This window comes from Embleya sp. NPDC005971, from assembly GCF_040629175.1.
In the GTDB taxonomy this organism is placed as follows: domain Bacteria; phylum Actinomycetota; class Actinomycetes; order Streptomycetales; family Streptomycetaceae; genus Embleya.
Window position 1 is genome coordinate 80,916 of the sequence record NZ_JBEXUX010000011.1, and the last position, 12,247, is coordinate 93,162.

Annotated in this window: 9 protein-coding genes; 6 read left to right on the top strand and 3 right to left on the bottom strand. The window is 70.7% G+C overall.

Annotated elements, in window-relative coordinates:
* The first annotated feature begins 222 nt into the window (after window positions 1-222).
* The gene (locus tag ABZ374_RS12695) at window positions 223-1,176 is read left to right on the top strand and encodes an alpha/beta hydrolase (protein ID WP_360310001.1); all 954 of its coding nucleotides are present in this window, start codon (window positions 223-225) and stop codon (window positions 1,174-1,176) included.
* A 106-nt stretch (window positions 1,177-1,282) separates the two neighbouring features.
* On the opposite strand, the gene ABZ374_RS12700 is transcribed toward ABZ374_RS12695, so the two are convergent.
* Window positions 1,283-2,941 carry an MFS transporter gene (locus tag ABZ374_RS12700; RefSeq protein ID WP_360310003.1) on the bottom strand — a complete coding sequence of 553 codons (1,659 nt, stop codon included), beginning with the start codon at window positions 2,939-2,941 and terminating at the stop codon, window positions 1,283-1,285.
* Window positions 2,942-3,439: 498 nt separating this feature from the next.
* Here ABZ374_RS12700 and ABZ374_RS12705 point away from each other — a divergent pair, with 498 nt between their 5' ends.
* Window positions 3,440-4,183: a TetR/AcrR family transcriptional regulator gene (locus ABZ374_RS12705; protein ID WP_360310005.1), complete on the top strand. Its 744-nt coding sequence runs from the start codon at window positions 3,440-3,442 to the stop codon at window positions 4,181-4,183.
* Window positions 4,184-4,260: 77 nt separating this feature from the next.
* Here ABZ374_RS12705 and ABZ374_RS12710 read toward each other — a convergent pair whose 3' ends face one another.
* Together ABZ374_RS12710 and ABZ374_RS12715 are read right to left on the bottom strand one after the other, a co-directional pair.
* Window positions 4,261-4,722 carry a nuclear transport factor 2 family protein gene (locus ABZ374_RS12710; RefSeq protein WP_360310007.1) on the bottom strand — a complete coding sequence of 154 codons (462 nt, stop codon included), beginning with the start codon at window positions 4,720-4,722 and terminating at the stop codon, window positions 4,261-4,263.
* Between the two features lie 312 nt (window positions 4,723-5,034).
* On the bottom strand, window positions 5,035-5,970 hold the full coding sequence (locus tag ABZ374_RS12715; protein WP_360310009.1) for an aldo/keto reductase: 936 nt from the start codon (window positions 5,968-5,970) through the stop codon (window positions 5,035-5,037).
* A 383-nt stretch (window positions 5,971-6,353) separates the two neighbouring features.
* Here ABZ374_RS12715 and ABZ374_RS12720 point away from each other — a divergent pair, with 383 nt between their 5' ends.
* From ABZ374_RS12720 to ABZ374_RS12735, 4 genes are all read left to right on the top strand, one after another.
* A complete protein-coding gene (locus ABZ374_RS12720; RefSeq protein WP_360310011.1) occupies window positions 6,354-7,577 on the top strand; it encodes a DegT/DnrJ/EryC1/StrS family aminotransferase in 1,224 nt (407 codons plus the stop codon).
* A 469-nt stretch (window positions 7,578-8,046) separates the two neighbouring features.
* On the top strand, window positions 8,047-10,248 hold the full coding sequence (locus ABZ374_RS12725; protein ID WP_360310013.1) for an MMPL family transporter: 2,202 nt from the start codon (window positions 8,047-8,049) through the stop codon (window positions 10,246-10,248).
* A gap of 96 nt (window positions 10,249-10,344) precedes the next feature.
* Window positions 10,345-11,532, top strand: a complete 1,188-nt coding sequence (locus ABZ374_RS12730; protein WP_360310015.1) for a sensor histidine kinase — start codon at window positions 10,345-10,347, stop codon at window positions 11,530-11,532.
* Window positions 11,529-12,197, top strand: a complete 669-nt coding sequence (locus ABZ374_RS12735) for a response regulator transcription factor (protein ID WP_360310017.1) — start codon at window positions 11,529-11,531, stop codon at window positions 12,195-12,197. The genes ABZ374_RS12730 and ABZ374_RS12735 overlap by 4 nt, the downstream gene beginning before the upstream one ends.
* The last annotated feature ends 50 nt before the right edge of the window (window positions 12,198-12,247 follow it).

Sequence of the window (12,247 nt, forward strand, 5' to 3'; positions counted from 1 at the left end):
CAGGCGCCCCATTCCGCAGGTGGGTTCGGGAATTCGGCGCCGCGGGCGAGTGGGTCCTCGATCCGTCGTCGCCCCGCGAACCGACGGGCCCGGACGGGCGGCGACCGCATCGGTCGATGGACGCCGTGTCCATCAAATGTATGATGGGTACATTCATTGGAGCGCCCCGACGCGCCTGGGCGCGGGTCGACGGCCGACTCCTGGCACTGGGAGGCCCCCAAGGTGAACGCTCGCTCGCAACAGTTCGTTCTCATCCCGGAATTGGCCGCCATCATGGCCGCGGTTCCGCCGCTTCCGGTCGTGACGCCGCAGAGCGTCGCGGCGGTTCGCCGGCGGGTCGACGAGGCCGCGGCGCGCCAACCCCGCCCCGAGGTGCACTCGGTCGCCGACCGAGTGCTGCCGGGTCCCGCCGGAGACATCCCGGTGCGCATCTACTACCCCGGACCTGCGGAGCGCCTTCCCGTGCTGGTGTTCGCACACGGCGGCGGCTGGTCGATCTGCGGCATCGAGACCCACGAGGGCATCTGCCGGGAGATCGCCAACCGCAGCGGCTGCGCCGTCGTGTCCGTCGAGTACCGCTTGGCGCCCGAGCACGTCTTTCCCGCCGCCGCGGAGGACTTCTACGCGGCGGCGTGCTGGGTCGCCGAGCACGCCGAGGAGATCGGGGTGGACCCCGCGCGGGTGGCCGTGGGCGGCGACAGCGCGGGCGGCAACCTCGCGGCGGTGGCCGCCCTGATGACGCGCGACCGCGGCGGTCCCCGGTTCGCCTTCCAACTCCTGGCGTACCCGGCCCTGGACGCGCTGTCCGAACGGCCGTCCGCTCTGGCCAACGCCCACGCGCCGATGCTGGACCGGGAGACGTCGCAGTCGATGTGGAGTGCCTACGGCGGTGGCGCGGACTTCACCCAGCCCTACCTGTCGCCGTTGTACGCCCCGGAACTCGCGGGCCTCGCACCCGGGTTGATCGTGACGGCCCAGTACGACACGGGCCGGGACGACGCCCACGCGTACGCCGAGCGGGTGAGCGGGGCGGGCGGGGCGATGGAGGTGCTGGAGGTGGAAGGCGCCGTGCACGGCTTCCTCTCGTGGTTCGCGCAGGTGCCGGCCTGTTCGCACGCGCTCGACCACGCATGTGACGCGCTGCGAACCGCACTTGGTCATCCCGCGGTTCGCTGAGAGCTCGCCCCGCCTTCCCGACTTGGTCACGGAAGGCGGGGCGACATCGGCGCCGGGACGCTCGGTCGTGCGAACGTCCCGGCGATCACCCGGTCCTCCCGCCCCGTCAGCCCGAAGCGGCCGTGACGCGCTCGTCCGTCGCGGCGACGATGTCGGATGCCGTGCCGCCCGTGGCAGGTGTGCGGCCGGACTTCAACAGGAGGGCGATCACGGTGCCCAGACCACCCGCCGCGGCCACGACCCACAGCGCGGTGGTCCAGCCGGCGTCGGTGTACACCTGGGGAATGTCCGTCGTCACGGTGCCCTGCCCGGTCGGACCGGGGGAGACCGTTCGGAAGGTGTGCGCGGACAGGACCGCGGTGATGATCGCGGTTCCCACGGCCGCCCCGAACGACTGCGCGACCGCCAACATCCCTGCCCCGACGGCGGATTCGCGTTCGGGGACCGCCTCGACGACGAGGTTGTTGGCGGCGGAGTAGTAGAACCCGAAACCCACGCCGTAGACGGTGTAGAAGACGAGCACGGTCACCCAGTGTCCATGCCACAGTGCCAGCAGCCCGGCGGAGGTCCCCATCACGGCCATCCCCGCGATCAGCGGCCCGCGCAGGCCCGAGGCACGCCCCCACATCCCCGCAGCCGGCCCTGCGGCCATGCTGGTTGCCGACATGCCGATGGTGATGTGGGCGGCGAAGGCAAGGAGGCTGAAGCCGAACCCGTAGCCGAGGTCGCCCTCGAAGGTGATGATCTGCCGCATGACCTCCACCGGCTGCCCGGCGGTCGCCGCGGCACCGGCCAGGATCTGATCCTTGATCGCCGAGGCGTCGGTCTGGGCCATATACGGAACGATGTAGCCGATCCCGCCGATCACCACGTTGGCCAGGAATCCGACGGCCAGCACCATCGAGACCTTGGACGAACGCAGCAGGTGCGGACTCATCATCGGCGACGGGGTCTTCGTCTCCCATACCGCGAACAGGCCCAGCACGATCAGACCGACCGTGAGATACGCCCAGGCACTCGGCCGACTCCAGCCCCAGGTCTGGCCGTTGCTGATGTACACCAGGGCGAGTGCCACACCGCCGCCGAGCAGGATCGCACCGACCCAGTCGAGTCTCTCGTGCACCCGCACACTGCTCTCCGGGACGAGCAGCAGCATGAGCGGGATGATGACCGCCCCGTACACCACCAGGAACCAGAACAGCGAGCGCCAACTGTACTGGTCGGTGAGGGCGCCGCCGACGAACGGGCTGAGGATGCCCGAGAAGCCGAAGCCGGCCGCCAGGGCGCCGATCGCGACCGGGACGTACCGACGGGGCAACAGGTCGCGGAGCAGCCCCACGGCGATCGCGGTCATCGCGAAGGCGGTCGCCTGCAGGGCCCGGCCGACCAGGAACAACGCCCAGGAGTCGGTGACGGCGCACAGGATTGATCCGACCAGGAAGCCGACACTGCACATCAGCATGATCCGACGCTTGCCGTAGAGGTCGGCGAGCTTACTGACGATGGGGGTGGTCGCGCCGCCGACCAGGGCGATGATGATGACCATCCAGCCCAGGTTGCCACCCACCTCCGGCCAGGAGGCCCCGACCTTCTGTACGGCGGGCAGGACCATCGCGTATTGGAGGGGGACGACCTCGGCGAACAGGATGACGACGGCGGCGACGGTGACGATGCGCGCCTTGGATGCGCCGTCCAGGCGCCCGACGCCCGTTCCGCGCCTTGGGGTGGCGTCCGGCGGTGGGCTGGGTTGTGCGTTGCCGGCCATGAATCCTCTTCTCGGCATTGCGCGACCGCCGCCGATCGAGGGGATCGACGGGGACGCCTGCGGGGGTGAGCCGTCGGCCCGAAATTTTCGGGCCGGGGGGCGAAATACGGAGCGGCGCGGGCGCCGCGTCCGATGGAGGAACGGGCGCAGAAATTAACATAGGATGTACGCAAAATAAAGAGGTCCGTACCGGACGGGCCCGCCACGAGAGCCACCTCGTGCTGCCGAAACGGCACGGGGCAGCCCCGCCGGTCCGGCGCAGCCGCCCCGTGCCCTTGCCCGTGCTCGGTGCAGGGCGTGGTTCTGCGCCACCGGCCCGCGGGGCAGCGCCGGCGGCTTCCCGGGTCGGTCGGTCGGCCGTCGAAGCCGCGTCCGGAGGCGCCGACGACGCTTCCCGACTCACCGACATCGGGCGCTGCCGGCACCGATTTTGTGGGATGCGTACGCTTGTCCCGCGGATGATGGGCGCCGGTGGGGCGTGGCGAAAGGACGGAGCTCATGGTCGAGTCGTCGGGGGAGGCGCCTTCGCGCGGTCGGGGTCGGCCGCCGCGGCTGTCGCGCGGGCAGATCGTCGACGCGGCGGTGGCGTTGGTGTACCGGGATCCGGGGGCGCCGTTGACGATCAAACGGGTGGCGGAGGCGGTGGAGTCGGCGCCGATGGCGCTGTATCGCTATTTCCCCGATCGTGACGACCTGTTGTACGCCGTGGCGGACCGGGTGGCGAGCGACATGGAGTTCGACCGGCCGACCGGTTCGTCGTGGCGGGAGGAACTGCACGAGTGGATGTGGATGAGTCTGGAGCACCTGCGGCCGTATCCCCAGTTGCTTCCCTACATCACGTCGACCCGGCAGCCCGCCTGGTTGCCGGCGATCATGCTGTTGACCGAGATCCTGGCGCCACTGGAACTGGGGGACGAGGACCTGGCGTTGGCGGTCGCGCTGGTCAGCACGACGATCGTCGGCCAGGCGACCCTGGCGGCTCGGCGTGCCCCGGCCCCGGAGATGGCATCGGTCCTGCGGGAGGCGTTGGATCGCGCCGACGAGGGTGCCCGCGCGCGGGTCGGCCCGGTCCTGGCGCACCTGCCGGGCGCGTTCGAGCGACTGTACGACGAGGTCGTCGAGAGCACGATCGCAGCGCTCGAGTCCTTGAGCGGCGCCCCCGCCGGACCGGCCCACGCGCCGGGGCCGGGCCGGCGGGCCGTGGCGTCGACCCCCTTGTTCAGCAACCCCTCGCCCTGGTAGACGTCTCGCGCGGGGGGTCGGGGTTTGGCCGGCGAGGCTACGGAGGCGCCGCGCGAGCGGACGTTCGAGAAACCTGGTCAGGCCAGGTCGGGTGGCGTCGTCGGGTGGTCCAGGGTGAATTCCCGCCGCCGGATGCGCCACCCGTTCGGTGTGCGCGTCACGTGGTCGACGAAGCGGCCCGTGGTGTTGACGCGGCCGCTGTCGTCGGCGCCGGTCCGCAGCATGCCCAGCATGTAGTAGTGCACGGCCGCGCCCTCACGGGTGGGCTCGATCCACAGATTGCTCACGACGTGCCAGGCGTGGCCCTGCGTCCAGGTCCGGGTGTCGCGCGCGTGCCGTATCTGGGCTTCCAGGCCCCGGTATTCACCGATGCCGACGAGCGTGGTCACCACGTCCGCGGTGAACAGGTCGGCGAACCCTTCGTACCGGGCGTAGTCGGAGCAGTGACAGAACCTCGCGGGCAACTCGGCGATCTCCAGCCGATCCGCGGCCGACAACGCGTGGACGCCGTCCGACCCGGTGCCTTCCCGGGCGCTCATCGGGCGGCCGTCGCATGCGCGGGGAGGGCACGGCGCAGACGCGCGGCGGGCTTGCGAACGGGACGGACGTCGAGACGATCGCACCCGGGCTCGACAGCATGTATCGAGACGTACAAGAGACTTCTTCCTTCCGTTGTCGTGGTGACGCGACGCCGAAGCCGCGCCGGGTCGGGGACGCGACCGGTTGTCTTGCATCCGGCAGCCGGGGCTCGCGGGCGCGCGAGGACTCGGCGGGACACGGCGACACGCTCGAAGCGGACCGGCGGTAGTGGCCGGGCGCCACGGGCGTGAGCGGGGCGGGTGATCGGCACGTTACGCGGGAGCCACGGCGGACTCGATCGCGGCGACGAGATCCGGCGGCAACGCCACCAGCGCCTCGGCGTTGCGGAAGACCTGCTCCGCCGAGGTCGCGCCCACCAGGACCGAGGGGACGGACGGCCGACTTGCCAGCCAGGACAGGGCCAGGCTCACCAGGTCGTGCCCGGATTCCCCGGCGAGCGCGCGCAGGCGCTCCACGGCGGCGAAGTTCTCGGGCGTGGCGACGGAGGCGAAGTAGGGGAGATCGGCCAGACGTGACCCCCGGGGGTAATCCGCGCCCTGCCGGTACTTGCCGGTCAACAGGCCGGACGCCAACGGGAAGTAGGGGATGACGCCGACCCCGAAGTGCTCGGCGGCGGGGACGAGTTCGCTCTCGGCGGCGCGGTTGAGCAGGTTCCATTCGACCTGCACGGCGCAGAATCGGGCGAGCCCGTGCGCGTGGGAGACGTGTACGGCGTCGGCCAACTGCCAGGCCGACACGTTGGAGACCGCCGTGTAGCGCACCTTCCCGGCGCGGGTCAGGTCGTCCAGGGCGCGCAGCGTCTCCTCGACCGGAGTCGTGTCGTCGGGGTAGTGCTGGTAGTAGAGGTCGATGTGGTCCGTGCCGAGTCGGCGCAACGTGTCCTCGCAGGCGCGGACGAGGTGCCGCCGCGAGGAGCCGCCGCCGTGGGGACCGGGTGCGATCGGGGCGCCGAACTTCGAGGCGATCACCGCGTCGGACCGGCGGGCACCGAGTGCCTTTCCGAGGATCTCCTCGGAACGACCCTTCGCATAGACGTCTGCGGTGTCGAAGAGCGTGATGCCGGATTCCAGGGCCGCGTCGACCACCTTCGTTGCGGCGGCCTCGTCGATCTTCATCCCGAAGTTGTTGCAGCCCAGGCCCAGCGAGGACACCTTCAGGCCGGACCGGCCGACTGTTTCGTATTGCACGCGTGCTCCTCGGTGGAGATCGGTCGGGGGAGGCGAATCGATGCACGAGTACGTCACCGGTTCGCCGAGTGGGCGTAGGTCTGTCGTGGGTCGCGGTCGAGGAGCTTGCCGTTGGGGTTCTCGGCGAGGGCCTCGACGGCCACGACGTTATGTGGGCACGTCGAAGCCGGCGAGGTGGGTGCGGCAGGCGCCCGCGGTGCGGACCGGGGGTGATCCGGCCCGCTGCGCGGATATGTGTAACCGTTACACGAAATCTGGATGGGATCAAGCGTCGGGACGGCTTGTAGGTCCATCATGGCTATGATAGCTATGAAGTCATCGACGGATCGGGTGGCCGCCGCCCGGTGTCGACTCCCAATGGCCCACCGACGAAGAGGGACTCCATGAGCGAGCAGAAGCGCGTGGTCTACACGACCGCCGTCTACGACCAGGCCGAGATCGATGCCGTCGTCTCGGTCCTGACCGAGGGGCAGAACGGGCTGCGGGTCGGTCCGCGCGTCGCCGAGATGGAGCGCAGGGTCGCCGACCTGTTCGGCAAGCGCCATGGCGTGATGGTCAGTTCGGGCTCGGCGGCGTTGTTCCTGGCCGTCGACCTGCTCGATCTGCCGCCGGGGTCGGAGGTGATCACCTCTCCGCTCACCTTCTCCACCGACCTGTCCTGCCTGCTGCGGGCCGGGCTGGTCCCGGTCTTCGTCGACGTCGAACCGGACACGTTCCAGATCGACGTCACCCGCATCGAGGAGATGATCGGCGAGCGGACGCGGGCGATTCTGGTGCCGAACCTGGCGGGCAACGCGCCCGACTGGGACGCGATTCGTGACATCGCGGACCGGCACGGCCTCAAGGTCGTCGAGGATTCGTGCGACGCGGTCGGGTCGACGCTGCGGGGAACGCCGACCGGTACGCGGGCCGACATCTCGGTGACGAGTTTCTCGCTGTCGCACATCATCACCGCGGCCGGCAGCGGCGGCATGGTGATGCTCGACGACGACGAACTGCGGGACCGCTGCCTCACGTTGCGTGGTTGGGGGCGCCGCTCGGAGGCGCAATTGTTCGGCTCCAAGGCCGGGTCGCGCGACTTCTGGACGGACCTGGACGGGATCGACTACGACAACATGTTCATCTTCGACGAGGTCGGCTGGAACTTCCTGCCGAACGAGCTCTGCGCGGCGTTCGGCGTCGAGCAGGTCAAGAAGCTGGACCGCAACCACGCCCGCAGGCAGCACAACTTCGACCGCTACACCGAGGTGCTGCGTCGGCACCCGGACCTGTTCACCACCCCGCGTCAACTGGAGGGGTTGCACACGGCGTGGTTGTCGTACTGCTTCCTGATCAGGCCGGACGCCGGTTTCGGGCGCAGCGACCTCCAGCAGTTCCTGGAGGCGCGGGGTATCGACACCCGCGTGGTGTGGACGGGCAACGCCGTGCGGCAGCCGTTCATGAAGGACGCGGCCTTCCGTCAGCCCGAGGGCGGACTTCCCGGTGCCGACCACGTGATGGAGTTCGGCATGCTCATCTCCTGCAACCACGGTCTCACCGACGAGATGATCGACCACGTGGGCCGGCAGATCGACGCGTTCGTGACCGAACGCCTCGGCGCGGGTTGATACATCGGCGGACGAGGCCCGACGGGGCGCCCGGCGGGGCCGGTGCCGGGGGGCCGTCGGGCCGGTAGGTGAAGGTGCCGGACGCTCATCGGTGGGCTGGGCAGGGGGATGGCCTTGGGGACTCGGGCCCGGTGCGATCGGGCGCGGGCGGATCGGTGTCGCCTCAGGCGTCGCGGCCGATGATGCGGCGGAAGTCCGCTCGCCCTGTTCGTCCGAGGCAAGACGTGCGTGCACGGGAAGGGGTGGCGAGGGCGCCGCGCGTCTACCGCGGTGGTGTCGGTGTCTACTGCGTTCGCAGCAGACGCAAGTGTCTACGGCCGGGCAACGACACGCGGCCGTCGACGCGCGAGGGTTGACCAGGGCGGATGCGACCGATTGCCACGGTTTTCGTCGTCCGCCCCGGAACCTGTCCCCGACGCCGGCGTCCGCACGCGGCGTACGTGGGAGACACCCCTTCCTCGGAGGTTCGATGTCCGCGCTTGCCCGCTGGTGCCACAAGCACCGGATCCTGGTTGTCGTGTTGTGGGCGGCGGTCCTCGCAGCGCTGGCCGTCTCCGCCTTGTCCGCCGGAGCGAAGTACGCCAACGACTCGACCATGCCGGACACCGAATCGGCGACCGCCATCAAGCTCATGCAGGCCAACGCACCGGCCGCGGCCGGCGCCGGCGGGACCATCGCCTGGCGCGTCGACGCCGGCACCGTGACCGACGCGGGCGTGCGGGATCCGATGACCGGGGCCCTGGATCGCGTCGCCCACTCTCCCGGCGTGGCCGCGGTGGTCGGCCCGTACACCGATGCGGGTGCGAAACAGGTCAGCCCGGACCGGCGCATCGCCTACGCCACGGTGAACTTCACCCGGGCCGGCGGTGATCTCGACAAGGCCGAGGTACAGGCCGTGGAGGACCTGGCGACCTCCGTACGCAGCGCCGGCCTGCATGTGGAACTGGGCGGCCGCGCGTTCACCGAGACGGCCGCGGTGTCGAAGTGGAGCGAGATCATCGGCATCGGCATGGCCGCACTGCTGCTCTTCGTGGTCTTCCGCTCCGCGTGGGCCGCGGCCCTGCCGGTGATCACCGCGGTGGCCGGTGTCGTCACCGCGCTGATGGCCACCATGTTGCTCAGCCACGTGCTGACCCTCGCGGATGTCACGCCGACCCTGGGGGCGTTGATCGGCCTGGGGGTGGGCATCGACTATGCGCTGTTCATCGTCAACCGACACCGCGGCAACCTCATGCGAGGCGACGACGTGGCCTCCTCGGTCGCCAAGGCCCTGGACACCTCCGGACGGGCGGTCGTCTTCGCCGGACTGACCGTGGTCATCGCGCTGCTGGGGATGTTCACCCTCGGGATCGGCATCCTGAACGGCATGGCGTTGGGCGCGGCGCTGACCGTGCTCGCGACCGTGTCGGCAGCCGTCACGCTGCTACCGGCGTTGCTCGGCCTGTTCGGGACCCGGGTGCTCAGCCGCCGCCAACGCCGCGACCTGGCCGCACACGGGCCGCGCCCGGGCAAGGACGACGGCAGCGGGTTCTGGGGCCGCTGGGCCGCGCGGGTGCGGCGCCACCCGAAGGGGCCGGCCGTCGTGGCCGTGGTCGTCATGGCGATCGTGGCGATCCCGGCGCTGTCCCTTCGGCTCGGCGCGGCCGACGCGGGCAACAACCCGCCGGCCTCGTCCAGCCGAAAGGCCTACGACATGCTCGCCGACGGCTTCGGCCCCGGCTTCAACGGTCCGCTCCTGCTGGCTGCCCAGACCCCGGACGGCGCGGCCCGCCAGGCATTGAGCGGTCTGGTCGACCGTCTCGACACCGTCGACGGTGTCGCGGCCGTCAAGGCGCCGCCCGCGACACCCGGGCAGGCGTTCTCCGTGATCACGGTGGTTCCGGACACCTCCCCGCAGTCGCAGGCGACCGGCGATCTGATCGAGCGTCTGCGCAAGGACGTGGTCCCCGCCGCCGAGCACGGGAACGCGCTGCGCGTGCACATCGGTGGGAGCACCGCGAGCAGCAACGACTTCGCCGACGCCCTGATCGCCAAGCTGCCACTGTTCGTCGCGATCATCGTCGTGCTGGGATTCCTGCTGCTGATGCTGGCGTTCCGCAGTGTGCTGGTGCCGCTGATCGGCGCGCTCACCAACCTGCTGACCCTGGGAGCCGCACTCGGGGCGATCGTACTGGTGTTCCAACACGGCTTCGGCAGCGAACTGCTCGGGGTCGGCTCCGCGGGGCCGATCGAATCCTTCGTCCCCATCCTCGTCATCGGTGTGATGTTCGGCCTGTCCATGGACTACCAGGTCTTCCTGGTCAGTCGCATGCACGAGGAATGGACGCGCACCCGGGACAATCACCGCGCGGTCCGCGTCGGTCAGGCGGAGACGGGGCAGGTGATCGTGGTCGCGGCGGCCATCATGTTCAGCGTGTTCGCGGCCTTCGCCGGTGGCGGCATGCGCGTCATCGCCACCTTCGGCGTCGGCCTGGCCGCGGCCATCGCCCTGGACGCGATCGTGGTGCGGATGATGTTGGTACCCGCGCTGATGCATCTGCTCGGTCGAGCCAACTGGTGGCTGCCGTCGTGGCTCGACAAGGTGATGCCGCGGATCTCCGTGGAAGGCGCGCACCAGGACGCGCCGACACCCGCGACCAGGGAGGCCCCGACGGCGCACGCCGGCCGCTGACACCCCGTCCACCGACGACTTGCCGCCCTTTCGGCCCTGGTCGGCACGGATGACATCCCGTGCCGGCCGGGGCCTGCGTACCGTGCAGGAGTGCGCATGATCACCACCGTCCGCGACTACCTCGCGGCACATCGTCGGGCCAAGGACGCGTTCCCTGGTGCGCTGCTCCTCGTGGTCTCGGTGTTCGCCTCGATGGCGGGGCCCTCCGGCTGGCACGGCCCGCGGGCCGCCCCGGTGCTGTGGACGGCGGCCGCCTGCGCGCCGCTGGTGTGGCGTAGCCGCGCGCCCGTCCTCGTGACCGTCGCCGTCGCCTCGGTGGAGGTCGTCCACCTCGCGTCGGCGCCGGGCCAACCGCTGGTACCGGGGGCGAGCCTGATCGCCCTTTACACTCTCGCGTCGCGTCTGCCCCGTCGACGGGCGTGGGTCATCGGCCTGGTGGTCACCGTCGCGCTGACCGTCGCCCTCGCCGCAAGCCGCTCCGACGAGGTCTTCGCGGCAGGGACGCTCGCCTCGTTCGACCTGCTGGTGCTGTCGGTCGCGCTCGGGGACCTCACCCGCTCGCGGCGCGCGCATCTCGCGGCACTGAGCAAGCGAGCCGAACAGGCCGAACGCACGCGTGACGACGAAGCCGCCCGCCGGGTCACCGCCGAGCGCGTGCGCATCGCGCGGGACCTGCACGATGTGGTGGCCCACCACATCACCCTCGTCAACGCCCAGGCGGGCGTCGCCCAGCACCTGGTGCGCACCGATGCCGAGGCCGCATACCAGGCGCTGGGCCAACTGAAGGACAACAGTCGGGCAGCTCTCGACGAACTACGCGCCACGGTCGGCTTGTTGCGTCAGGACGACGACGTATCGGAACCGCGCACGCCGGCCCCCACACTCGCCGACCTGGACGACCTGGCCGCGTCGTTCGTCCACACCGGCCTGCCGGTACAGGTCACGATCACCGGCGCCCTCCGGCCGGCGTACCCCTCGATCGAACTGGCTGCCTACCGGATCACCCAGGAGGCGCTGACCAACACCGCCAAACACGCCGGCCCGGGTGCAACCGCCCGGGTCCACCTCGACTACGGAGACACGGCGCTGCGGGTGGAGATCACCGACACCGGCAACGGAGTTCGCGCCGCCGACATGGCCGCCACGGACGGCCACGGCCTGATCGGCATGCGGGAACGCGCCGCCGCGTTCGGGGGCACCCTCACCGCCGGCCCCGGCCGGGGCGGGGGCTTCCGGGTCGTCGCGGAACTGCCCTTGCCCCAAGACCCGGGAGACGCCCGATGACCATCCGGATCCTCCTTGCCGACGATCAGGCGCTGCTGCGCGGCACCTTCAGGCTCCTCATCGACAGCCAGCCCGACATGGAGGTCGTCGCCGAAGCCTCCACCGGCGCGGAAGCCGTCGAGCGTGCCCGCGCCGCGTGCGCCGACGTCGTCCTGATGGACATCCGGATGCCCGTCCTGGACGGCATCGAGGCCACCCGGCTCATCGGCGCCGACGAGGACCTCGCGGGCGTCAAGATCCTGATCCTGACCACGTTCGAGGTGGACGAGCACGTCGTCGACGCGCTGCGCGCCGGAGCAAGCGGCTTCCTCGGCAAGGGCATCGACCCGCCCGAACTACTGGACGCCATCCGCACCGTAGCCGCCGGCGACGCACTGCTCTCGCCCACCGCCACCCGCCAACTCATCGCACGGGTCGTCGCCCAACCGGCCGCCGCCGACCCGCGCACCGCGCGCCGCCTGGAACTGCTCACCCCCCGCGAACGCGAGGTCACGACCCTCACGGCCCTCGGCCTGTCCAACAACGACATCGCCGCACGTCTGCACGTCACCCCCCTCACCGCCAAGACCCACGTCAACCGGGCCATGACCAAACTCGGCGCCCGCGACCGAGCACAACTCGTCGTCATCGCCTACCAAACCGGCCTGGTCACAGCCGGGATGTAACCCCCGCAGACCGGCCACGCGCGGGGCACACGCGCCGGCACGCGCCTTGG